At 55.1% G+C, this 24,333-nt stretch carries 22 protein-coding genes and 1 pseudogene; 5 read left to right on the top strand and 18 right to left on the bottom strand.

Annotated elements, in window-relative coordinates; genetic code table 11:
* Positions 1–175: 175 nt before the first annotated feature.
* Positions 176–4,063, bottom strand: a complete 3,888-nt coding sequence (purL, locus tag I6L53_RS05690) for a phosphoribosylformylglycinamidine synthase (protein WP_042317553.1) — start codon at positions 4,061–4,063, stop codon at positions 176–178.
* Positions 4,064–4,319: 256 nt separating this feature from the next.
* Here purL and mltF point away from each other — a divergent pair, with 256 nt between their 5' ends.
* Complete coding sequence (mltF, locus tag I6L53_RS05685) at positions 4,320–5,870, top strand: membrane-bound lytic murein transglycosylase MltF (RefSeq protein ID WP_042317551.1); 1,551 nt, start codon at positions 4,320–4,322, stop codon at positions 5,868–5,870.
* Positions 5,871–5,885: 15 nt separating this feature from the next.
* Here mltF and tadA read toward each other — a convergent pair whose 3' ends face one another.
* From tadA to murQ, 4 genes are read right to left on the bottom strand one after another with little or no spacing between them, the layout of a single operon-like run.
* Positions 5,886–6,383, bottom strand: coding sequence for a tRNA adenosine(34) deaminase TadA (gene tadA / locus I6L53_RS05680; protein WP_042317549.1), 498 nt, complete (start codon positions 6,381–6,383; stop codon positions 5,886–5,888).
* Positions 6,384–6,430: 47 nt separating this feature from the next.
* Complete coding sequence (gene yfhb / locus I6L53_RS05675) at positions 6,431–7,066, bottom strand: phosphatidylglycerophosphatase C (RefSeq protein WP_042317547.1); 636 nt, start codon at positions 7,064–7,066, stop codon at positions 6,431–6,433.
* Positions 7,067–7,069: 3 nt separating this feature from the next.
* Positions 7,070–8,434, bottom strand: coding sequence for a PTS transporter subunit EIIC (locus tag I6L53_RS05670; protein WP_042317545.1), 1,365 nt, complete (start codon positions 8,432–8,434; stop codon positions 7,070–7,072).
* Positions 8,435–8,436: 2 nt separating this feature from the next.
* Positions 8,437–9,339 carry an N-acetylmuramic acid 6-phosphate etherase gene (murQ, locus tag I6L53_RS05665; protein WP_042317543.1) on the bottom strand — a complete coding sequence of 301 codons (903 nt, stop codon included), beginning with the start codon at positions 9,337–9,339 and terminating at the stop codon, positions 8,437–8,439.
* Between the two features lie 116 nt (positions 9,340–9,455).
* Between murQ and I6L53_RS05660 the strand changes: the two genes are divergently transcribed.
* Positions 9,456–10,304: a MurR/RpiR family transcriptional regulator gene (locus tag I6L53_RS05660; RefSeq protein WP_042317541.1), complete on the top strand. Its 849-nt coding sequence runs from the start codon at positions 9,456–9,458 to the stop codon at positions 10,302–10,304.
* 55 nt (positions 10,305–10,359) lie between these two features.
* The gene (locus I6L53_RS05655; protein WP_042317539.1) at positions 10,360–10,620 is read left to right on the top strand and encodes a YfhL family 4Fe-4S dicluster ferredoxin; all 261 of its coding nucleotides are present in this window, start codon (positions 10,360–10,362) and stop codon (positions 10,618–10,620) included.
* On the opposite strand, the gene acpS is transcribed toward I6L53_RS05655, so the two are convergent.
* The 12 genes and pseudogenes from acpS to rseD all read right to left on the bottom strand — a co-directional run bounded on the left by acpS (position 10,617) and on the right by rseD (position 20,265).
* Positions 10,617–10,997 carry a holo-ACP synthase gene (gene acpS, locus I6L53_RS05650; RefSeq protein WP_042317537.1) on the bottom strand — a complete coding sequence of 127 codons (381 nt, stop codon included), beginning with the start codon at positions 10,995–10,997 and terminating at the stop codon, positions 10,617–10,619. The two genes, I6L53_RS05655 and acpS, sit on opposite strands and share 4 nt — an antisense overlap.
* Positions 10,997–11,728 carry a pyridoxine 5'-phosphate synthase gene (gene pdxJ, locus I6L53_RS05645; protein ID WP_042317535.1) on the bottom strand — a complete coding sequence of 244 codons (732 nt, stop codon included), beginning with the start codon at positions 11,726–11,728 and terminating at the stop codon, positions 10,997–10,999. Before pdxJ ends, acpS begins: the two co-directional genes overlap by 1 nt.
* 16 nt (positions 11,729–11,744) lie before the next feature.
* Complete coding sequence (gene recO, locus I6L53_RS05640; RefSeq protein ID WP_042317692.1) at positions 11,745–12,455, bottom strand: DNA repair protein RecO; 711 nt, start codon at positions 12,453–12,455, stop codon at positions 11,745–11,747.
* Positions 12,456–12,484: 29 nt separating this feature from the next.
* Positions 12,485–13,390: a GTPase Era gene (era, locus tag I6L53_RS05635; protein ID WP_042317533.1), complete on the bottom strand. Its 906-nt coding sequence runs from the start codon at positions 13,388–13,390 to the stop codon at positions 12,485–12,487.
* The gene (gene rnc / locus I6L53_RS05630; RefSeq protein ID WP_042317531.1) at positions 13,387–14,067 is read right to left on the bottom strand and encodes a ribonuclease III; all 681 of its coding nucleotides are present in this window, start codon (positions 14,065–14,067) and stop codon (positions 13,387–13,389) included. Before rnc ends, era begins: the two co-directional genes overlap by 4 nt.
* A 273-nt stretch (positions 14,068–14,340) precedes the next feature.
* Entirely contained in the window at positions 14,341–15,315 is a 975-nt protein-coding gene (gene lepB / locus I6L53_RS05625) for a signal peptidase I (protein WP_042317530.1), read from the bottom strand.
* A 16-nt stretch (positions 15,316–15,331) separates the two neighbouring features.
* A complete protein-coding gene (lepA, locus tag I6L53_RS05620) occupies positions 15,332–17,131 on the bottom strand; it encodes a translation elongation factor 4 (protein ID WP_042317527.1) in 1,800 nt (599 codons plus the stop codon).
* A gap of 282 nt (positions 17,132–17,413) precedes the next feature.
* Positions 17,414–17,893, bottom strand: coding sequence for a SoxR-reducing system protein RseC (gene rseC, locus I6L53_RS05615; RefSeq protein ID WP_042317525.1), 480 nt, complete (start codon positions 17,891–17,893; stop codon positions 17,414–17,416).
* Positions 17,890–18,846: a sigma-E factor regulatory protein RseB gene (gene rseB, locus I6L53_RS05610; RefSeq protein WP_042317523.1), complete on the bottom strand. Its 957-nt coding sequence runs from the start codon at positions 18,844–18,846 to the stop codon at positions 17,890–17,892. Before rseB ends, rseC begins: the two co-directional genes overlap by 4 nt.
* A complete protein-coding gene (gene rseA / locus I6L53_RS05605; RefSeq protein ID WP_042317521.1) occupies positions 18,846–19,496 on the bottom strand; it encodes an anti-sigma-E factor RseA in 651 nt (216 codons plus the stop codon). The genes rseB and rseA overlap by 1 nt, the downstream gene beginning before the upstream one ends.
* Before the next feature lie 31 nt (positions 19,497–19,527).
* Entirely contained in the window at positions 19,528–20,103 is a 576-nt protein-coding gene (gene rpoE, locus I6L53_RS05600) for an RNA polymerase sigma factor RpoE (RefSeq protein WP_000003307.1), read from the bottom strand.
* Positions 20,100–20,265 (bottom strand): annotated as a pseudogene (gene rseD, locus I6L53_RS05595) (rpoE leader peptide RseD). Before rseD ends, rpoE begins: the two are co-directional and overlap by 4 nt.
* A gap of 260 nt (positions 20,266–20,525) precedes the next feature.
* Here rseD and nadB point away from each other — a divergent pair.
* Positions 20,526–22,148 carry an L-aspartate oxidase gene (nadB, locus tag I6L53_RS05590; RefSeq protein WP_042317519.1) on the top strand — a complete coding sequence of 541 codons (1,623 nt, stop codon included), beginning with the start codon at positions 20,526–20,528 and terminating at the stop codon, positions 22,146–22,148.
* Here the strand turns inward: nadB and trmN are convergent.
* Positions 22,133–22,870 (bottom strand): tRNA(1)(Val) (adenine(37)-N(6))-methyltransferase TrmN, encoded by a 738-nt coding sequence (gene trmN, locus I6L53_RS05585; protein WP_042317517.1) that lies wholly within the window; start codon positions 22,868–22,870, stop codon positions 22,133–22,135. The two genes, nadB and trmN, sit on opposite strands and share 16 nt — an antisense overlap.
* Positions 22,871–23,001: 131 nt before the next feature.
* Between trmN and srmB the strand changes: the two genes are divergently transcribed.
* Positions 23,002–24,330, top strand: coding sequence for an ATP-dependent RNA helicase SrmB (gene srmB / locus I6L53_RS05580; RefSeq protein WP_042317515.1), 1,329 nt, complete (start codon positions 23,002–23,004; stop codon positions 24,328–24,330).
* The last annotated feature ends 3 nt before the right edge of the window (positions 24,331–24,333 follow it).

Raw genomic sequence — 24,333 nt, 5'->3', positions numbered from 1 at the left:
TTTAACCAATGTGTCGCCAATTAGCAACACCTAAAATGAAACACGCTTCACCCATTACAAATCAATAAGTTAAATGTCGCTTTTTAGAGACACCGACACTATGTCTTTGTCGCAGTTTCCCGACACCATAAAAAAAGCCCGGTGAACATCACCAGGCTTTTTGACTTCAGGGAACTTAGCCCAACTGTTTACGCGCGTTACGGAAGATACGCATCCACGGACCGTCCTCGCCCCAGTTTTCCGGGTGCCATGAGTTGCTGACGGTACGGAACACACGCTCCGGGTGCGGCATCATGATGGTCACGCGACCATTTTCGCTGGTCACCGCGGTAATCCCATTTGGCGAACCGTTCGGGTTAGCCGGGTAAGTTTCCGTGACGTTGCCAAAGTTATCGACGAAGCGCAGCGCGACCAGCCCTTTGCTTTCCAGTGCCGCCAGATGGGCCGCGTCGCGAACTTCAACACGCCCTTCCCCGTGCGAGACAGCGATAGGCATCATTGACCCGACCATTCCCTGCAACAGCACAGAGGGGCTTTGGGTCACTTCGACCAGACTGAAGCGAGCTTCAAAGCGATCTGAATGGTTACGCACAAAGCGCGGCCACAGGTCGCTGCCGGGGATCAGTTCGCGCAGGTTCGACATCATCTGACAGCCGTTGCACACCCCCAGCGCCAGCGTTTGCGGACGGTGGAAGAAGGTTTCGAACTCATCGCGCACGCGATTATTGAACAGGATTGATTTCGCCCAGCCCTCACCCGCGCCCAGCACGTCACCGTAAGAGAAACCGCCGCAGGCCACCAGCGCCTGGAAGTTACCCAGACCGGTACGGCCACCGAGCAGATCGCTCATGTGTACGTCAATCGCGTCAAAACCGGCACGCTGGAACGCCGCGGCCATTTCTACGTGGGAGTTCACTCCCTGCTCACGCAGTACCGCTACTTTCGGACGCGCACCGGTCGCAATGTAAGGCGCGGCGATATCTTCATTAATATCAAACGTCAGCTCCACGCTGAGGCCCGGATCGGCATCGTTGGTTTTGGCGTCGTGCTCCTGATCGGCACACTCCGGGTTGTCGCGCAGACGTTGCATCTGCCAGGTGGTTTCTGCCCACCAGATTCGCAGTGTGGTGCGGCTTTCGCTGAAGACGACCTGACCGTTGGCTTCGATAACAAAACGATCGCCCGCGACGGCCTGGCCCAGATAATGTACGCAATCGCCCAGACCATGTTGCACCAGCAGCGCTTCCACCGCGTCGCGATCCGCTGCGCGAACCTGAATAACCGCGCCCAGTTCTTCGTTAAACAGCGCCGCCAGACGATCGTCGCCCAGTGCAGCGATATCCGCCTGAATGCCGCAATGACCGGTAAAGGCCATTTCTGCAAGCAGAACCAGCAGGCCGCCGTCAGAGCGGTCGTGATAGGCCAGCAGTTTACGTTGCGCCACCAGCGCCTGTATCGCGTCGTAAAAGCCTTTCAACTGCGCGACATCACGCACGTCTGCCGGTGTGTCGCCAAGCTGACGGTACACCTGCGCCAGCGCCGTAGCACCCAGCGCGTTATGGCCGCGACCCAGGTCGATCAGCAGCAGCGCGTTGTCTTCGGTAGAAAGCTGCGGGGTGATGGTATGACGTACATCTTCTACACGAGCAAAAGCGGAAATCACCAACGACAGCGGCGAGGTCATTTCGCGCTGTTCGTTACCTTCCTGCCAGCGGGTTTTCATCGACATGGAGTCTTTGCCTACCGGAATGGTCAGCCCCAGCGCCGGACAGAGTTCTTCACCGACCGCTTTCACCGCTTCATACAGACCTGCATCTTCACCCGGGTGACCGGCTGCGGCCATCCAGTTAGCGGAAAGCTTAATACGTTTGATATCGCCAATCTGCGTTGCCGCGATATTGGTCAGCGCTTCTCCGACCGCCAGACGGGCAGAAGCAGAGAAGTCGAGCAGCGCCACCGGCGCACGCTCCCCGATCGACATTGCTTCACCGTAGTAGCTGTCAAGGCTGGCGGTGGTCACCGCGCAGTTTGCCACCGGCACCTGCCACGGACCGACCATCTGATCGCGGGACACCATCCCGGTCACGGTACGGTCGCCAATGGTCACCAGGAAGGTTTTTTCCGCCACCGTCGGCAGATGCAGAACGCGTTTAACGGCATCCGCAATAGTGATATCAGCGCGGTTCAGCGCATCGCCTTTCGCCTTCAGCGTCTGGACGTCGCGAGTCATCTTCGGCGTTTTGCCGAGCAGTACGTCAAGCGGTAGATCGATAGGCTGGTTGTCGAAGTGACGGTCGTTTAACGACAGATGCCGTTCTTCGGTCGCCTCGCCAATCACCGCATACGGCGCGCGCTCGCGTTTACACAACTCGTCGAATAACGGCAGTTGATCCGCCGCAACGGCCAGCACATAACGTTCCTGGGACTCGTTACACCAGATCTCCAGCGGGCTCATTCCTGGCTCATCGCTGAGGATGTCACGCAGTTCAAATTTACCGCCGCGTCCACCGTCGCTGACCAGTTCAGGCATGGCGTTCGACAAACCGCCCGCGCCGACGTCGTGGATAAACAGGATCGGGTTGGCGTCGCCCAACTGCCAGCAGCGGTCGATCACTTCCTGGCAGCGACGTTCCATCTCCGGGTTATCACGCTGTACGGAGGCAAAATCGAGATCCGCGTCAGACTGACCAGATGCCATGGAAGAAGCCGCGCCGCCGCCCAGGCCGATGTTCATCGCCGGGCCACCAAGGACAATCAGCTTCGCCCCAACGACGATCTCGCCCTTCTGCACGTGATCGGCTCGGATGTTACCGATCCCGCCCGCCAGCATGATCGGTTTATGATAACCGCGCAGCTCTTCGCCGTTGTGGCTGTTCACTTTTTCTTCGTAAGTACGGAAATAGCCGTTCAGCGCCGGACGACCAAATTCGTTGTTAAACGCCGCGCCGCCCAGCGGGCCTTCGGTCATGATATCCAGTGCGGTCACAATGCGTTCCGGCTTGCCGAAGTCTTCTTCCCACGGCTGTTCAAAGCCCGGAATGCGCAGGTTAGAGACGGAGAAACCGACCAGACCCGCTTTTGGCTTCGCGCCGCGCCCGGTTGCCCCTTCATCACGGATTTCGCCACCGGAACCGGTCGCCGCACCCGGCCACGGCGAGATCGCCGTCGGGTGGTTATGGGTTTCCACCTTCATCAGGATATGCGCTGGCTCCTGGTGGAAGTCGTAGCGCCCGGTAGCGTGGTCGGCAAAGTAACGACCCACTTCAGACCCTTCCATCACCGCCGCATTGTCTTTATAAGCGGAAAGCACGTGGTCCGGAGTGGATTCAAACGTATTTTTGATCATTTTGAACAGCGACTTAGGCTGCTGCTTGCCATCAATTACCCAGTCGGCGTTGAAAATCTTGTGGCGGCAGTGCTCAGAGTTCGCCTGCGCAAACATATAGAGCTCGATGTCGTTCGGGTTGCGTCCCAGTCGGGTAAACGCATCCTGCAGGTAATCAATTTCGTCGTCCGCCAGCGCCAGGCCGAGACGCAGGTTAGCGTCAATCAACGCCTGACGGCCTTCTCCCAGCAGATCAACGCTTGCAACCGGCGCTGGCTGATGATGAGCAAACAGTTTTTCCGCGTCGGTTAATGAAGCGAACACCGTCTCCATCATCCGATCGTGGAGTTCAGCGGCAACCTGCTGCCACTGCTCAGCAGTCAGCGTGGCGGCCTCAACGTAATAAGCGACGCCGCGCTCCAGGCGATCAATCTGTTGCAGACCGCAGTTATGGGCGATATCTGTCGCTTTGGAAGACCAGGGGGAGATGGTGCCAGGGCGAGGCGTCACCAGCAGCAGTTTCCCTTCCGGGGTGTGGCTGTTCAGGCTGGGGCCATATTTCAGCAGACGGGCAAGCTGCGCGTGCTCATCCTCGTTCAACGGGGCGTTCAGGTCAGCGAAATGGACGTACTCGGCGTAAATATTGCTTACCTGGAGGTTGGCAGCCTGAAACCGTGCCAGCAGTTTGTTAATACGGAATGCGGACAGTGCAGGCGAACCACGCAGAATTTCCATCATAAGTCTCTCGTCTTCTAAGCTTTCGGTGTGCCCAAGTGGGGAAACGGGCGTCATTATAAAGAATCTGAGCCGCCGACGAAACCGTTTGCGTCGAAATAAAATCACCCCGCCTTGTTGTCATACGATGCTACCGATAGCGCTAATTAGTTGCCAACTGGCGCAAGTTTAAGCAAAATGCCGCTCATTGATGAATACTCCTGGTCTTTCTATCCCTTTTCCCGTCCTGAGGCAACGCACGGTTCAGAGAATTAACTAATTGAAAAAATTAAAGATTAATTATCTGTTCATCGGCATACTGACGCTGCTGCTGGCGGCGGCCCTCTGGCCCTCAATCCCCTGGTTCGGTAAAGCCGATAATCGCATCGCCGCGATCCAGTCCCGGGGAGAGTTGCGCGTGAGCACCATTGAGTCACCGCTCACCTGGGCAAAACTCGACGGTAAGCCGTACGGGCTCGATTATGAGCTGGCCCAGCAGTTCGCCAGCTATCTGGGCGTAAAGCTGAAGATTACCGTACGCCAGAACATCAGCCAGTTGTTTGACGACCTCGATAATGGCGACGCCGACCTGCTGGCGGCCGGGCTGGTCTACAACAGCGAACGGGTAAAAAACTATCAGCCGGGACCAACCTATTATTCGGTATCCCAGCAACTGGTTTACAAAGTGGGCCAGTATCGTCCCCGTACATTAGGTAGCGTGACGGAAAGTCAGCTTACCATCACCCCAGGGCATGTGGTGGCGAACGATCTGCAAACCCTGAAACAGACAAAATACCCTGAACTGAGCTGGCGGATCGACGAGAAGAAAGGCTCAACGGAACTGCTTGATGCGGTGATTGCCGGGCAACTGGCTTACACCATCGCCGACTCTGTCGCCATCAGCCTTTACCAGCGCGTCCATCCCGAACTGGCCGTTGCGCTGGACGTCACCGACGAGCAGCCGGTGACCTGGTTTAGCCCACTGGATGATGACAACACGCTATCTGCCGCCCTGCTCGATTTTTTCAATGGTATGAATGAGGACGGCTCGCTGGCGCGTCTCGAAGAAAAGTATCTGGGGCACGGCGATGATTTTGACTATGTCGATACCCGCACCTTTCTGCGTGCGGTTGACGCCTTGCTCCCCGATCTGAGACCGCTGTTTGAGAAACACGCCCAGGAGATTGACTGGCAGCTGCTTGCCGCGATCGCCTGGCAGGAATCGCACTGGGATCCGCAGGCCACGTCACCGACCGGCGTACGCGGTATGATGATGCTCACCAAAAACACGGCGCAGAGTCTGGGTCTGACCGACCGGACCGATCCTGAGCAGAGCCTCAGCGGTGGGGCACGCTATTTACAGGACATGATGAGTAAAGTGCCGGACACCGTGCCGGAGAACGAGCGCATCTGGTTTGCGCTGGCGGCCTACAACATGGGTTATGCGCATATGCTTGATGCGCGGGCGCTGACGGCCAAAACGAAGGGAAACCCGGACAGTTGGGCGGACGTCAAACAGCGTCTGCCCTTGCTCAGTCAAAAGCAGTATTACAGCAAGCTGACCTACGGCTATGCGCGCGGACATGAGGCTTATGCCTACGTTGAGAACATCCGTAAATATCAGATAAGCCTGCAGGGCTATTTGCAGGAGAAAGAAAAGCAACTGGCCGAAGAGATGAAACTGGCTGAAGAGTATCCGGTTGTCGCGCCGACAGAATTTGGCAAACAGCGACGACCGCTCGCCGCCTTTCTGTCACAATCGTCGTCCAGCTATCTGACACACTCTCCGTCGCTGCTGCGTTTACCGCAGAAGAAAGAAGATCAAAAGTAGACAGGGCCGCAATGACTACTGACTTGCGGCATTCTTCAACGCTTTAATTTCCTGACGCCGCATGCGGAAGAAATCGCTAAGCAGTGTCGCACACTCCTCCCGCAGGATCCCCTCGGTTACCTCAACGCGATGATTCATTCCCGGATGATGCAGAACATCCATCAGCGAACCGGCAGCGCCGGTTTTTGCATCTCGTGCGCCGAACACCACGTGACGGATACGGCTGTGCACCATCGCACCCGCACACATGACGCATGGCTCAAGGGTCACATACAGCGTCGCGTCAATCAGGCGATAGTTTTGCAGGACGAGGCCACCCTGGCGTAACGCCATAATTTCCGCGTGCGCGGTGGGATCGTGATGGCCAATTGGGCGATTCCACCCCTCGCCGATCACACGATTGTTGTGCACCAGCACGGCGCCAACCGGGACTTCACGTTCATTCCAGGCGCGCTTCGCCAGCGTTAACGCATGACGCATCCAGTATTCGTGGCTAAATTCGATATCTGACAAAGGGGGACTCCGGTAATCATAGCGGGCGCATTATACTATGCTTTCAACTATTCCAGTTGCTGGAGTTCTCCACGAGGCGTGACGCGCCAGCGGTGCTGACAAAAATAGAGCAGCGGGTTGTCCTGATTGCTGTCGCTGTAGCCACTGTAAAGACGCAGCGGCGTGCCGATCTTACGTTCAAGCTGAGCCACTTTTTCGTGTCCCAGACAGCGCAGGGTCAGCACCCAACCGCCGTACCCCCGCTTCATCTGACTGGCGATCAGATTCACGCGCGGCAGCCACGGCGTATCAACGTAGACCTGTTCCACCAGCGACTGCGGCGATCCGGTGATAAGCCAGATATCAGCATCAGCACTAAGCAGATAGGTGGTCAGGCGCTCCTGCACCTGAGGAAACGCCGTGACGTTCTGTCGAAACCAGCGGACAAAATCGGCATGTCTGTCCTGCAGACGAGCCTCACTGTGACCGAAGGTACATCCCCACAGCAGCAGGCTCATCGGCCAGCGCGCGGCGCGGCCTTTAATCAGTAATGCGCCAACAATCACAGGCAATAACGGCAGCACGAGCAGCGCATTCAGCGGCTGGCGACGCAACAGATAGCGCAGGAAACTGCCGAACATATCCTGCTGATGTAACGTACCATCCAAATCGAAAAAAACGACACGACGTGCGTGATTGGTCAAACCTTACTCCTCGGGATCGTTGAATCCTAACAGCCAGGTAAACAGGAACCCGGCTATCACTGCTACTAAATAGCCTAACAGATAGAACATCACTTTTCCGGCAACAATCGTTAACGCCAGCGGCAATCCGGAAATGCCGAAGGTGATCACAGTGGCGACCTTCCAGTAGCTGATCAGCGCCCCACCTACCGCGCCGCCCAGGCAGGCACCGATAAACGGCTTGCCCAGCGGCAGCGTGACGCCAAAAATAAGCGGTTCGCCAATCCCAAGTAATCCTACCGGCAACGCCCCCTTAATCACTTTTTTCAGCCGCGCGTTACGGGTTTTCATCAGTACGGCAATCGCCGCCCCTACCTGCCCGACGCCCGCCATCGCCAGAATGGGAAAGAGCGCGTTGTAACCGTGAGCCTGCACCAGCTCAACGTGAATCGGCACCAGTCCCTGATGCAGACCCGTCAACACCAGCGGCAGAAATGTTCCCGCCAGAACCGCCCCCACCAGAAAGCCGCCGCGATCGATAGCCCAGGATGCACCGTGAGCGATTGATTCCGAAATCCAGCCCCCCAGCGGTTGCAGCGCCACAATCGCAATGGTACCCGTGATGATTGTCGTCAGCAGGGGATTGAGGATCAGCTCCAGCGAACCCGGCAAAATGTCACGGAACTTACGCTCGATCCAGCACATCAGCGCCACCACCAGCAGCACGGCGATGACGCCGCCGCGGCCTGGCTGCAATGCTTCGCCAAAGAGGGTAATTTGCGCCAGTTGAGGACTCGACAGGATCCCCGCCATCACGCCCCCCATCGCCAGCGAACCACCGAAGACTTTTGCCGTATTCACCCCCACCAGAATGTTCATGATGGCAAAGACCGCACTGCCGAAGATCCCCATCAGCCCCAGCATATTGGGGTAATGGGTGGCGAAATCGCCGACGATATCCGGGCGTTTGAGAATGTTAATGATGCCGGTGATTAAACCGGAGGCGATAAACGCCGGAATCAAGGGAATAAAAACGTTCGCCAGCTTGCGTAGCGCATCGCTCATCGGCGCTTTGTACTTCGCTTTCACCTGCGATTTCGTGCGCTCAATGTCATCGTCTGCCGGGTGATCTCCCCCCTGCGCCAGCTGCGAACGCATGGCATCAACGACCTTTGCCGCTTTGCCTGGTCCGACGATGAGCTGATGCTGTGCCCCCTGCTTCACGTAGCCACTGACGCCTGGTAACTGTTTCAGCCGCGGGATGTCCAGCACCGCATCGTCTTTCACTTCCACCCGAACGCGCGTCATGCAATTTTCCAGACGCAGAATATTTTGTTCCCCACCTATCCCCAGCAGAATGCCGCTGGCAAGGGTCGCCGTCTTATCCATAATTACCTCGATGAGTCAGCTAACGCGGCCCGTAAAAATCCCTGATGAGTGGCCAGTTTCTCTCGCGCCGCCTCGGCGCTAAGGCCGCTCAGTGCCATGAGAATAGCCGGTTTCACGTCAAAATCGGTCTGCTTCAGCAACAATTCCGCCTCTGCACGCGCAATGCCCGTGGCTTCAACCACCATCCGACACGCGCGGTCCATCAGTTTGATATTGGTGGCTTTCATATCCACCATCAGGTTCTGGTAAACCTTGCCAAACTTCACCATCGCCCCGGTGGAGATCATATTGAGCACCAGCTTTTGCGCGGTGCCAGATTTCATGCGCGTTGAGCCCGTCAGCGCTTCCGGTCCTACTACGGGTGAAATCGCGATATCCGCTTCCTGCGCAATAGGCGAGTCAGGATTACAGGAGATAGCGACCGTGATACAGCCCATTTTGCGGGCGTATTTCAGCCCACCGATGACATACGGCGTGCGCCCTGAGGCCGCCAGCCCAACCACCAGATCCTGCGGCGTAAGATTCAAAGCAATGAGATCGTCTTCACCGAGCTGCGCATTGTCCTCTGCCCCTTCAACGGCTTTTAGTAATGCTCCCGGACCGCCGGCGATCAGCCCCACCACCAGCCCGTGGGGAACGCCAAACGTTGGTGGGCATTCAGACGCATCCAGTACGCCGAGTCGGCCGCTGGTCCCCGCGCCCATGTAGATAATCCGGCCACCGGATTTTAACGCTTCAGCCGCTGCGTCGACGGCGCTCGCAACATCCGGCAATGTTGCTTTTACTGCTTCCGCTACCAGCGTATCCTGTTGATTAAAACGGTGAACCAGCTCCAGCGTCGTTAGCGCATCGAGGTCCATTGTTTGCGGATTACGGGTTTCTGACACTAAAGCGCCGAGATTCATGTTTGCTCCTCAGGAATTTTTAATTCATATTATCGACCAATAATGGAATATAATATTCATACAGGCGAGTGAAATTTCATTTTGTCGCTGTCATCACGTTTTCGTCAGGAGAGGCCATGAACTGTTTGATTCGCATCCGCCAGCGCTACCCGGGGTTTGCGCAGAGCGATAAAAAACTCGCGGACTACCTTCTGATCCAACCCGATACCGCCCGGCACCTCAGTTCACAGCAACTGGCAGCCGAAGCAGGCGTCAGCCAGTCGAGCGTGGTGAAATTCGCGCAAAAGCTTGGCTATAAAGGATTCCCTGCGTTGAAACTGGCGATCAGCGAAGCGCTGGCCAGCAACCCGAACCCACATTCAGTGCCGGTGCATAACCAGATCCGCGGCGACGATCCCCTGCGTCTGGTCGGCGAAAAACTGATCAAAGAGAATGTGGCGGCGATGCATGCCACGCTGGATGTCAACGACGAAGAGAAGTTAAGCGAAAGCGTGACGATGCTGCGCAACGCCCGCCGGATAGTGTTAACCGGGATTGGCGCATCTGGCCTGGTGGCGCAGAATTTTGCCTGGAAACTAATGAAGATCGGCCTGAATGCCATTGTTGAGCGCGATATGCATGCGCTACTCGCCACGGTTCAGGCGCTGACGCCGGACGATCTGTTGCTGGCAATCTCTTACAGCGGCGAACGTCGGGAACTGAATCTGGCAGCAGAGGAAACCTTGCGCGTCGGTGGACAGATCCTGGCGATCACCGGGTTCACACCCAATACGCTACAGCAGCGCGCCAGCCACTGTCTGTATACCATCGCAGAAGAGCAGGCCACCCGCAGTGCGGCGATCTCATCAACCCATGCGCAAATGATGATCACCGACCTGCTTTTTATGGCGCTGGTACAACAGGATCTTGAGCACGCTCCTGGCCGTATTCGCCACAGCGAGGCGCTGGTAAAAAAACTGGTCTGAGCAAAGAATGCGCGTATAATGCCCGCCCGGTTTGTGTTGTTTTGAGAGTTTCCTGATGGCCCTGTTAATCACTAAAAAATGCATCAATTGCGATATGTGCGAACCCGAGTGCCCGAATGAGGCCATTTCAATGGGTGACAGCATCTATGAGATTAACAGCGACAAATGCACCGAGTGTGTCGGTCATTATGACACCCCTACCTGCCAGAAGGTGTGTCCAATCCCCAATACGATCCTTAAAGATCCGGAACATGTCGAAACGGAAGAACAACTCTGGGACAAGTTCGTCCAGATGCACCACGCCGATAAAATCTAACTTTCGATAATAACCGTGGCGCAGGCATAGTGACGTTCATCGGCCAGCGTCACGTGCATATGCGCAACGCCCAGTCTCTCCGCCAGCGCTAACGCCTCTCCCCATAACCGCAGGCGCGGTTTGCCGAGCGGATCGTTAAACACTTCAAACTGATTAAACGCCAGCCCATTGCGAATACCGGTACCAAAAGCTTTCGCGGCAGCCTCTTTAACAGCAAAGCGTTTCGCCAGAAAACGCACCGGCTGCTGGTGCGTTTCCCAGATAGCCCACTCGTTGTCGCTGAGCACCCGTCTGGCAAGCCGATCACCGGAACGGGAGATCACCGCTTCTATGCGAGCGATCTCCACGATATCGGTACCTAATCCAAGAATAGCCATTAGCCGCGCGCTTCCAGCATCAGACGCTTCATTTCCGCTACGGCCTCACGCAACCCGCTCATCACCGCGCGACCGATAATCGCATGACCGATATTCAGCTCATGCATTTCCGGCAGAGCAGCGATAGCTTTGACGTTGTGATAGGTCAAACCGTGCCCCGCATTGACCTTCAGCCCCAGGCTTGCTGCGAAGGTTGCGGCTTTCGCGATGCGCGCCAGTTCTTGCGCCTGTTCGGCATCGGTTTTCGCATCCGCATAGCAGCCGGTATGAATTTCAATGTATGGCGCACCAACGTCAGCAGCCGCTTTGATTTGCACGTCATCAGCGTCAATGAATAGCGAAACGAGGATCCCGGCGTCAGCCAGACGTTTGCAGGCATCGCGCATTTTGTCGCGCTGCCCGGCCACGTCCAGACCGCCTTCAGTGGTCACTTCCTGGCGCTTTTCCGGCACCAGGCAGCAGAAATGCGGTTTGGTCTCAACGGCTATCGCCAGCATCTCTTCCGTCACCGCCATTTCCAGATTCATACGCGTGTCCAGCGTCTGACGCAGAATGCGGACATCGCGGTCGGTAATGTGACGGCGATCTTCGCGTAAATGGACGGTGATGCCATCAGCACCTGCCTGCTCAGCAATGAATGCAGCCTGGACAGGGTCCGGATACGCGGTGCCGCGTGCATTACGTAACGTGGCAATGTGGTCAATGTTGACGCCTAACAGTAATTCAGCCATGACAATCCTCGTGATTTTATGTTCTCTTCGGCATGAACTGCCGGAATAATTCGCGGCTCTTTAAGGGCTTACCACCAAGATACGGCTTCAGCGCTATGCGGGTAAAGCGTTTCGCCGCGCGAAGCGTATCAATATCCGGAAATTCGCGTTCGGCCAGCGCTCGCAGATGGCGTCCGGTAAAGGTATTGTTGTCGATCACGACGCTGGCGATGAAGCCTTTCTCTTCACGGTAACGGTAGGTCATGGTGTCATCCACCGGCTCACCGCTGCCCGCACAGTGCAGAAAATCAACCCCATAACCGAGGTGGCTGAGTAACGCCAGTTCAAAACGACGCAGCACGGGCTCCGGCGTTCCCGTTGCCCCTGCCAGTGCCTGAATGCAGTGCAGGTAATCAAAGAAGAGTTCAGAAAAGCGGGTTTCGTGCTCCAGCACGCGGGCGAGCAGTTCGTTGATGTACAGACCGCTGTACAGCGTGATGCCACTCAGAGGGAGTGCCAGAGAAACGGCTTCCGCGCTACGCAGCGTTTTGACTTCGCCACGTCCACCAAAGCGGACTAACAGAGGGGTAAAAGGCTGGAGAGCACCTTTCAGATTAGAACGTTTAGAACGAGCGCCTTTAGCAACAAGGCGCACACGACCCGACTCTTCCGTGAAGACGTCCAGCATCAGGCTGGTTTCGCTCCAGGGACGACTATGCAGGACAAATGCGCGCTGCCAGCCCTCCATCATACTCGTCGCCTGTTCAGAGCGCAGGTTTAGAGATCGTCGCCGTAACCGAGACTGCGCAGCGCGCGCTCGTCATCGGCCCAGCCGGATTTCACTTTCACCCACAGTTCAAGGTGAACCGGGGCTTCAAACATTTCCTGCATGTCTTTACGCGCTTCAATACCGATGGTTTTGATTTTGGCCCCTTTGTTGCCAATGACCATCTTCTTCTGCCCTTCGCGCTCGACGAGGATCAGCCCGTTGATATCGTAACCGCCGCGTTCGTTAGTCACGAAACGTTCGATTTCCACGGTCACCGAGTAAGGCAGTTCAGCGCCCAGGAAACGCATCAGCTTTTCACGGATGATTTCAGACGCCATAAAACGCTGTGAACGATCGGTGATGTAATCTTCCGGGAAGTGATGCTCTGCTTCCGGCAGATGCTTACGCACGATGCCCGCAACGGTATCGACATTCATCCCGGTTTCCGCAGAGATCGGCACGATGTCGAGGAAATTCATCTGGCTTGCCAGGAACTGCAGGTGCGGCAGCAGATCGGCTTTATCCTGCACGTTATCCACTTTGTTGACGGCCAGAATCACCGGTGCTTTTCCGTCACGCAGTTTGTTGAGCACCATCTCGTCATCCGGCGTCCAGCGAGTGCCTTCCACCACAAAGATAACCAGTTCAACATCACCAATGGAACTGCTCGCCGCTTTGTTCATCAGACGGTTAATCGCGCGTTTTTCTTCCATGTGCAGACCCGGGGTATCGACGTAAATCGCCTGATAAGCCCCTTCGGTATGGATCCCGACAATACGGTGACGCGTGGTCTGCGCTTTACGGGAGGTGATCGAAATCTTCTGCCCGAGCAGGTTGTTCAACAGCGTGGATTTGCCAACGTTCGGACGACCGACGATGGCAATAAATCCGCAGTAAGTTTTTTCGTCGCTCATTCCAGCTCCAGTTTTTTCAACGCCTGTTCGGCGGCAGCCTGTTCCGCCTTGCGACGGCTTGAACCTGTGCCAACCACCGGATCACTCAGGCCGCTAACCTGGCAGTGGATAGTAAATTCCTGATCGTGCGCTTCACCACGCACCTGCACCACCAGATAAGACGGCAGCGGCAGATGGCGACCCTGCAAATATTCCTGTAAACGCGTTTTCGGATCTTTTTGCTTATCGCCCGGACTGATTTCGTCCAGACGCGTCTGATACCAGTTGAGGATCAGCTTTTCGACGGTCTGAATGTCGCTGTCGAGGAAAACCCCGCCAATCAGCGCTTCGACGGTATCGGCCAGAATCGATTCGCGACGGAATCCGCCGCTTTTCAGTTCGCCCGGGCCTAAGCGCAAACATTCCCCCAGATCGAACTCACGGGCTAATTCAGCCAGCGTATTACCACGCACCAGCGTCGCGCGCATACGACTCATATCCCCCTCATCCACACGTGGGAAGCGGTGATAAAGCGCATTCGCAATCACAAAACTTAAAATTGAGTCGCCAAGAAACTCTAAACGCTCGTTATGTTTGCTGCTGGCACTGCGGTGGGTTAATGCCTGCTGCAACAACTCCTGATGAGTAAAAGTGTAGCCCAGCTTCCGTTGAAGCCGATTAATTACGATGGGGTTCATGCGATACCAATAAATAAATGCGTCAACAATTCAGCACACGAAACAGACCTGATATATGTAGCATTCTGTCAGCCGCGTTAAGCAGCTTATGTACGCTCATATAGGGGGACCAACGCTGTTTCGTGTGCCGTGGCGACCTGGAGGCGCCAACCTGAAACTTCGGGGGAATATTCTATACACAACGACCGGGGATGTCGTTAGCCTGGACGGATTTATCGAAGAAATAATTCACGTTGCCGTCATAATGACGACAACGTGAACGATTCGCGGCAATTAGTGGATACCGCCAATACGGCTTAAACGAACGCCAGTCGGCCATTCGCCTTCTTGTTTGTCAAAACTCATCCAGATGGCAGTGGCTTTACCGACCAGATTCGCTTCCGGGACAAAGCCCCAATAACGACTGTCTGCGCTGTTATCGCGGTTGTCGCCCATCATGAAGTATTGTCCCGGCGGCACAATCCAGGTCGCCAGCGGCTGCCCGGACTGCTGGTAATACATCCCTACCTGATCCTGAGCAATTGGCACGGTCAAGATGCGGTGTGTCACCTCACCCAACGTCTCTTTACGCTCAGACAGACGAATACCGTTCTCTTTCGTTTCACTCAGGGGGATCTCGAAGAAACCACTGGTGGCTTCCCCGCCGTTACGGCGTGCAAACGTCTGCACAAAATCACTCGGCTGAACGTCGCTATAGGTAACCGGTAACGCATTTTCACACGCCTGGCCCGAACGACAACCAGGTTGAATAGTGACTTCTTTCGCTACCGGATCATAGGTCACTTTATCGCCAGGCAAACCGACAGCCCGCTTGATGTAGTCCAGACGCGGATCTTCCGGGTATTTAAAGACCACGATATCACCACGTTTGGGATGACCCGTTTCGATCAGGGTTTTCTGGTAAATCGGATCTTTAATACCGTAGGCGAATTTCTCCACCAGAATAAAGTCACCGATCAACAGCGTCGGCATCATCGAACCCGATGGGATTTGGAAAGGTTCATAGATAAACGAACGCACGACCAGCACAATGGCCAGCACGGGAAAAACCGAGGCACCGGTTTCCAGCCAGCCAGGTTTTGGCGAGACTTTCTTCAACGTTGCTTTATCCAGTGAATCTCCGGCAGCAGCCTGTGCTGCCGCCTGACGCTCCCGACGTTTTGGCGCGAAGATAAATTTATCCACGCACCACAACATGCCCGTGACCAATGTGGCAATCACCAGAATCAGGGCAAACATATTCGCCATGCCAACTCCTTAAGGATTATTTGCTGTCTTTGCCGACATGCAGAATGGCGAGGAACGCTTCCTGAGGCAGTTCGACGTTACCGATCTGCTTCATACGCTTCTTACCTTCTTTCTGTTTCTGCAACAGCTTTTTCTTACGGCTGATATCACCGCCATAGCATTTTGCCAGAACGTTTTTACGCAACTGTTTCACGGTAGAACGCGCAATAATGTGCGTACCAATAGCAGCCTGAATCGCGATATCGAACTGCTGACGTGGGATCAGATCTTTCATCTTCTCCACCAGTTCACGACCACGACTCTGCGAGTTATCACGGTGAGTGATCAGCGCCAGCGCATCGACACGTTCGTTATTGATCAGGACATCAACACGCACCATGTCGGAAGCCTGGAAGCGTTTGAAGTTGTAATCCAGCGACGCATAACCGCGCGAGGTGGATTTCAGACGATCGAAGAAGTCGAGTACCACCTCGGCCATCGGAATTTCATAGGTCAGCGCCACCTGGTTACCGTGGTAAACCATGTTAGTCTGCACGCCGCGTTTCTCAACACACAGGGTAATCACGTTACCGAGGTAAGCCTGAGGCAGCAGCATGTGACATTCCGCGATCGGCTCGCGCAGTTCGTAGATATTGTTCAACGGCGGCAGCTTGGACGGACTGTCGACGTAGATCGTCTCTTTCGCAGTGGTTTCGACCTCATACACTACGGTTGGCGCGGTGGTGATCAGGTCCAGATCGTATTCACGTTCCAGACGCTCCTGAATGATCTCCATGTGCAGCAGACCGAGGAAACCACAGCGGAAGCCAAAGCCCAGCGCCGTCGAGCTTTCCGGCTCATAGAACAGAGAGGCGTCGTTAAGGCTCAGCTTGCCAAGCGCGTCACGGAAGTTCTCGTAATCATCAGAGCTGACCGGGAACAGGCCCGCATAAACCTGCGGTTTCACCTTTTTAAAGCCTGGCAGCGCTTTTTCTGCCGGGTTACGTGCCTGAGTCAGGGTATCGCCAACCGGTGCGCCGAGGATGTCTTTAATGGCGCACACCAGCCAACCTACCTCGCCGCATTTCAGCTCGGTACGATCAACCTGTTTTGGCGTGAAGATCCCCAGACGGTCAGCGTTATAGGTCTGACCGGTACTCATCACTTTAATTTTTTCGCCTTTGCGCAGCGTGCCGTTTTTAATACGCACCAGCGAGACAACGCCGAGATAGTTATCGAACCAGGAGTCGATGATCAGCGCCTGCAACGGGCCATCCGGATCGCCCTCCGGCGGCGGAATATCACGCACCAGACGTTCCAGAACGTCGGTCACGCCCACGCCGGTTTTCGCCGAGCAGCGCACGGCATCGGTCGCATCAATACCGACGATATCTTCAATCTCTTCGGCGACACGCTCAGGATCGGCGGCTGGCAGGTCAATTTTGTTGAGGACCGGCACCACTTCGAGATCCATCTCCATCGCTGTGTAGCAGTTTGCCAGGGTTTGCGCTTCTACGCCCTGTCCGGCATCCACCACCAGCAGCGCGCCCTCACAAGCGGCAAGCGAGCGGGAAACCTCATACGAGAAGTCAACGTGGCCTGGGGTGTCGATGAAGTTAAGCTGGTAAGTTTCACCATCAGCGGATTTGAAATCGAGCGTTACGCTCTGCGCTTTGATAGTAATACCGCGCTCACGCTCGAGATCCATCGAATCGAGAACCTGCGCTTCCATTTCACGGTCAGACAGGCCACCGCAGATCTGGATAATACGGTCAGACAGCGTCGATTTACCGTGGTCGATGTGAGCAATGATCGAAAAGTTACGTATGTTCTTCATATAGTGTAATTATTGTGCCTTACGCCTGGTTGGACAGGCTCTGAGAAGTCGCTGTTCTGAGCTTAACGTCTGTTTAACTGAAACGCCGCATTCTACACTACAACGCGAAGGCGAGGAAATGTTCATAGAGTCAGGATAGTGGGAACTGGAAACGGCATCGATTTTCTGATGTAAAACATCGTAAGAGAAGCATGATGCCCGATGGCGCAAGCTTATCGGGCCTACAGGGTTTGCCGATCGTTTGTAGGCCGGATAAGGCGAAGCCGCCATCCGGCAAGAATATCATGGGGTCGTTTCGCCAGAGGGGGTTTCAACGCGAATCATATCGGGCGAGAGAGCAACATTTAGTACAACCGGCTGCCAGGCTTCACGTGCGGCAAGTTTGCGGGAATAACCGCGGGCAATCAGGAATCCGCCGACGCCACCGAGTATCGCGCCGCTTAACGCCGCAAGATCTGAGCCAAACAACACCTGAAAAAGCGATGCGATGAGAAATAATCCCACCAACGGCGACAGATAAACCAGCATGGCGGACCCCAGCAGGCTGCCTTCGGCAATCCCCAGTTCCACTTTCTGGCCAGGCTCTAGCGGCACATCGCTCGCCACAACAATGGTATGCGTGGTCTGTGGCCCCAGTTTGTTCAGCACACGGGTGCCGCAGCCGGCGCGTGAAGCACAGCCGCTGCAGGATGCTTTCACATCGCAACTCACCAGCGCCTCGCCATTTTGCCAAGAAACCACAGTAGCCCACTCTTTAATCATTGCGGGGCTCCAAACTTAATGGTGTCGGCAATACGCTTCGCAGTCTGCGGCGGCAATTCACCCACGATGGTGATTTCCGCGTTATCGCGTACGCTGGTGCTGACCGTTCTGCGTCCGGTACGCAGCATCTGATCGGTGCTGGCCTGAGTCGCCCGGTTTACGTTAACCGAAAAGCTAAACAGACCGTCGGAGTAGAGACGCGATTCAATCGGCATATTGTCCATCGTTGGCAACGGTCTGCGACCGCTGGACACTTCGCTAAACCCTTTCGGAAGCCAGGTTGGACTCCAACTGAATTTCGCTTTTTCACCCACAGGAACGGAGAGCAACGGTGGCAGATTGGCTTTTGCCAGCGTCTGCATGCTGCTACCGACATCCTGATTCACGGTAAAGGCGATCACCCGGAATTGCTCTAACGTTTCACCGTCGCGATCGAGAAGATCAACCCGCATCGGCAGCTTCGTTTCAGTGTCCATCCAGACGATATAGCTGTAACGCGTACCATCGCGCGCCACCACGCGAATCACTTCGCACAGGTGATCGGCAATGCGGGTACGGCCCACCGCAATGAAATCATAGTAGGGGGCGAGACGTTTGAAATCGGTATAGATAAGCGATGGCAGGGAGTCAACGATATAGTCACCGTTCAGAGTGAACGGTTCGAGTCCAGGCTCGAAATAGCTGATTTCATTCCCGCGCTGGACCACTTCACGACGCGGACCATCCATTTGCAGCAGTTGCGCAAGCGGACGATTTTCCAGCCGTGCATGGCGATAGCGCAGAGACTCAACGCCTTGTTTCGTAATGCTGACGAATGACAGCTCGTAATTGAGTGACTGGCTGGCCACGTTCATCTGCTGCAACAACGCCCCGGACGCAGTGTTGGCCGAGGCGTTGACAGAGAAGAACAGGCTACCCGTCACAAGTGACATGGCAAACCAAAGTTGCTTCATTACTGCGATTGCGTTCCTAGAGTTTGAATTCCTGGCACCTGAACAGCGGCTTGCTGTGTCTGTGCCTGCTCAAACTGAAGCTGTTCGGAGTGCAGTCGGCGTTGCAGTTCGTAATCCTGCAACATAGCGTTGATCCGACGACGCTGCTCCTGTACCTGCTGCTGTTGTCCACCGTTTGCGGTTGCATCAGAAGGTACTCCCAGACTTACCGGGCTGGCTTTACCCATCATCGGTAAAGTATTGAAGACCGGCGTTTCAGGCTGCTGGGACGTTTCAGATTGTCCATTATAGTGCTGGACACCAACGATAACTGCAAGCGATACGCACGCGGCAACACCCATTTGGGTAAGTTGCGCGGCCCACGGGCGCATTTTTTTCCAGAACGGCATTTTCTGCCATTGCTGCGGCGCAGGCTGGGCCTCTGGAATGAATGGCACCGTCTGGCGTACCGGCTCATCTTCAATAGCGGCCATTACGCGAGCGGAAATATCGAAATGAAGCATCTCAGGAGTATCACCCCGCATTGAATCACGGATCAGGTGATAGCTTTCCCAGGTTTTTTGCATATCCGGGTCGTGAGCCAACTCATTAAGTAACTCACTATCCAGCGTCTCGCCATCCATTAAAGCGGAAAGTTTTTCTTTCTGCATGCCTAATACCTTTTCCAGTATCCCGCTATCGTCAACGCCTGATAAGCGGTTGAACTTTATTATCAATAGCTTCCCGCGCTCGGAAGATACGTGAACGCACCGTACCCACCGGACAATCCATGATAGCGGCTATCTCTTCATAGCTCAGGCCATCCAGCTCCCGCAAGGTTATTGCCATGCGTAAATCTTCCGGGAGGGACTCAATAGTTCGGAAAACTATCTGTCTCAGTTCTTCTGACAACATTAAGTTCTCAGGGTTCGAAATTTCTTTCAGCGCACCGCCACTTTCGAAGTTTTCTGCTTCAATCGCATCCACATCGCTTGATGGCGGACGACGCCCCTGAGCCACCAGGTAATTCTTCGCTGTATTCACCGCAATGCGATACAGCCAGGTATAAAAAGCACTATCTCCCCGGAAAGAATCCAGCGCACGATAGGCTTTAATAAATGATTCTTGCACCACATCGGGAACATCGCCCGACGGTACATAGCGGGAAACCAGACTCGCCACTTTATGCTGGTAGCGTACTACCAGTAAGTTAAAGGCTTTCTGATCTCCCTTCTGGACCCGTTCAACCAGGACCTGGTCCGTTAACTGCTCGCTCATCCGAGGTAAAGTCTCCCCAAACCAAATTTCCACGCGTTCTCGAAACGCCACTCCATTAGCTGCACTATGAGCAAGCAACAGGTTAGAGTGTCTCGTTTTTGTAAAGTTCCGTTACGCATCTGTTTTTTGTTTGTCATGTTGTAGACGGTCATTATCTCTCATTATAAGTCTACAGAGTCCGAACAACGCACAATCTTTAAAAATGCCCATAAACCGCGAGCAGAGTAACCCAATGGCCACTTTATTTCACCATCTAATCTGGAGCTTACGGCCCGCCACGCAAAATGGGCTACCTGACAGCTATCCATTTCAATCTCGCCTGTTTGTTTAGTCATTACAACACAACTGAAAATAAAACGTGCTGATTCTCGGATTCTGGTGCTATGCTGGCCAAACACTGTTTAGTACATTAAACAAAAATCATGAAAATTACGCCTGAACTTTCTTGTGACGTGTTAATTATCGGCAGCGGCGCTGCCGGACTCTCGCTGGCGCTGCGTCTGGCTGAAAAGCACCAGGTTATTGTGCTGAGTAAAGGCCCCGTCAGTGAAGGCTCCACCTTCTATGCTCAGGGCGGGATCGCCGCCGTTTTCGATGAAACCGACAGCATTGATTCACATGTGGAAGATACGCTGATTGCGGGAGCCGGTATTTGCGATCGCCATGCGGTGGAGTTTGTCGCCAGCAACGCCCGTCCCTGCGTACAGTGGCTGATTGACCAGGGCGTGCTGTTTGATACTCAGGTCCAGCCTAACGGTGAAGAGAGTTACCACTTAACGCGTGAAGGCGGTCATAGTCATCGTCGCATTTTGCATGCCGCCGACGCCACCGGCAAAGAGGTGGAAACCACGCTGGTCAGCAAAGCGCAAAACCATCCGAACATTCGGGTACTGGAACGCAGTAATGCCGTCGATTTAATCATCTCCGATAAAATTGGCCTGCCCGGCACGCGGCGCGTCGTCGGAGCATGGGTCTGGAACCGGAATAAAGAGGCGGTGGAAACCTGCCACGCGAAGTCTGTCGTGTTAGCGACTGGCGGTGCATCGAAAGTGTATCAATACACAACGAATCCGGACATTTCCTCCGGCGACGGTATTGCAATGGCCTGGCGTGCAGGTTGCCGGGTCGCAAACCTCGAATTTAATCAGTTCCACCCTACCGCGCTGTACCACCCTCAGGCACGTAATTTCCTGCTCACCGAAGCGCTGCGCGGCGAAGGTGCCCATCTCAAACGCCCGGACGGCACACGATTTATGCCGGATTTTGACGCACGCGGGGAACTGGCGCCGCGCGATATCGTCGCCCGTGCGATTGACCATGAAATGAAACGTCTTGGCGCGGACTGTATGTTCCTCGATATCAGCCATAAACCAGAAGCCTTTGTACGTCAGCATTTTCCGATGATTTATGAAAAGCTGCTGGGACTGGGTATTGACCTGACCAAAGAACCGGTACCCATTGTGCCTGCGGCACACTATACCTGCGGCGGCGTAATGGTTGACGACTACGGTCGTACCGATGTGGATGGCCTGTACGCGATTGGGGAAGTGAGCTATACCGGCCTGCACGGCGCGAACCGGATGGCCTCAAACTCGCTGCTGGAGTGTCTGGTATACGGCTGGTCCGCTGCGGAAGATATCGACAGACGAATGCCTTATGCTCGTGGCGTCAACGCCCTGCCCGCCTGGGATGAAAGTCGCGTTGATAATCCCGACGAACTGGTCGTGATCCAGCATAACTGGCATGAGCTGCGGCTGTTTATGTGGGACTACGTGGGGATCGTGCGCACCACCAAACGTCTGGAGCGCGCCCTGCGCCGTATCACCATGTTACAGCAGGAGATCGACGAGTATTACGCCCATTTCCGCGTCTCGAATAATTTGCTGGAGTTACGTAACCTGGTGCAGGTCGCCGAGCTGATTGTTCGCTGTGCGATGATGCGCAAAGAGAGCCGCGGTCTGCACTACACGCTCGATTATCCGGCGCTGCTGGAGGAATCGGGCCCGTCAGTGCTCTCGCCGTTAACTGCTCACATGAACAGATAAAATGCCTGGGTCAGCGCCGTATAACCTTCGGAGTAACGCTGATCCGGCCCGCGAATCACCAGCCTGTCGCTAAAGCATTCCCCCTTCTTTGGGGAGAATGCCAACAGCACCCGATGCGGTAATCGCGCCTGGGTTTCAGCGACGTCGGTCCGTAAGCGTAGGTGCCAGCCCATATTTAATGCCTGCTGCGTGAAGGTATTGCCGATATTTTCCGGCAGTACGACGCACAAGAACCCCTCTTCCGTGATCAGCCCCGTCGCCGTCGCTAACAAAGCGGAATGATCCAGCATCGTGGTATAGCGCGCCTGTTCCCGCTGCGGCGTGGCACACTCAACGCCCGGCTCGTAATAAGGCGGGTTACTGATGATAAGGTCATATTTGACGGTCTGGCGTGCGGCCCAAAGCTGAACATCTTCCGCTTGCACGGTCACCCGATCCGCCCACGGCGACTGGGTGACGTTTTCCAGCGCCTGCGCGGCGGTGTCGCTATCCAGCTCAACGGCATCAACGGTGACGCTTTCATCGGTACGCTGCGCCAGCATCAGCGCCAGCAAGCCGCTGCCGGTACCGATATCGAGGATCCGCTTTACACCCGCCACCGGTGCCCATGCCCCTAACAGAATTCCATCTGTTCCGACTTTCATCGCACAACGATCGTGCGCGACAAAAAACTGTTTAAAAGTAAATCCATTACGACGAAGGACGGATGTAGACTGAGGCATGAATTAAAAACCTTGCAGGAAAAACGGCAACAGCACCTGGTGAAAACAATACCTGAGAAGCGATATCCATACAAACAGATGAAGATTGCAGCCGTAACGTCTATAATCAGCGCCCCACACAGAGGTAGAACATGACTGTAACGACTTTTTCCGAACTTGAACTCGATGAAAGCCTACTGGATGCCCTCCAGGAAAAAGGTTTCACTCGCCCGACCGCCATTCAGGCTGCCGCCATTCCGCCTGCGCTCGAAGGCCGTGACGTACTCGGTTCTGCGCCGACAGGCACCGGTAAAACGGCGGCATATCTGCTGCCAGCGTTGCAGCACCTGCTCGACTTTCCGCGTAAAAAATCCGGTCCGCCGCGTATTTTGATCCTGACGCCGACACGTGAACTGGCAATGCAGGTCGCCGACCATGCCCGTGAGCTGGCCAAAAACACCCACCTGGATATCGCGACAATTACCGGCGGCGTAGCGTACATGAACCACGCCGAAGTGTTCAGCGAAAATCAGGATATCGTGGTCGCCACCACCGGCCGTCTGATGCAGTATATTAAAGAAGAGAATTTTGACTGCCGCGCCGTGGAAACGCTGATCCTCGACGAAGCTGACCGGATGCTGGATATGGGCTTTGCCCAGGACATCGAGCACATCGCCGGGGAAACGCGCTGGCGCAAACAGACTATGCTGTTCTCCGCCACGCTGGAAGGTGATGCAATTAAAGATTTTGCCGAGCGTCTGCTGGAAGAGCCGGTTGAAGTCTCCGCGACGCCATCAACCCGCGAGCGTAAAAAGATTCACCAGTGGTATTACCGTGCGGATAACTTCGAACACAAATTCGAACTGCTGAAGCACCTGCTGAAACAAGACGACGCCACCCGTACCATCGTGTTTGTCCGCAAGCGCGAGCGTGTGCACGAACTGGCTGAGAAGCTTCGTCTGGCGGGGATCAATAACTGCTATCTCGAAGGTGAGATGGCGCAGATCAAACGTAATGAAGGCATTAATCGTCTTACTGACGGTCGCGTTAACGTGCTGGTTGCCACCGACGTCGCGGCGCGTGGGATCGATATTCCAGACGTCAGCCACGTGATTAACTTCGACATGCCGCGCAGCGGAGACACCTATCTGCACCGCATTGGCCGTACGGGCCGCGCCGGTCGAAAGGGGACGGCAATCTCGCTGGTTGAAGCGCACGATCACCTGCTGCTGCTAAAAATTGGCCGCTACATTGAAGAACCCCTGAAATCACGGGTGATTGATGAGTTGCGTCCAACTTCACGTGCACCGAGCGAAAAGATGACGGGTAAACCGTCGAAGAAAGCGCTCGCGAAACGTGAGGAGAAGAAAAAAGAGAAAGATAAACCGCGCGTGAAGAAACGCCATCGCGATACCAAAAACATTGGTAAACGTCGCAAGCCGAGTTCGGCAGCAACGCCACAGGAATCAAACGAAGAATAAAAA

This window comes from Citrobacter farmeri (genome assembly GCF_019048065.1).
GTDB lineage: Bacteria > Pseudomonadota > Gammaproteobacteria > Enterobacterales > Enterobacteriaceae > Citrobacter_A > Citrobacter_A farmeri.
This window is presented reverse-complemented; position numbering and strand designations above follow the sequence as displayed.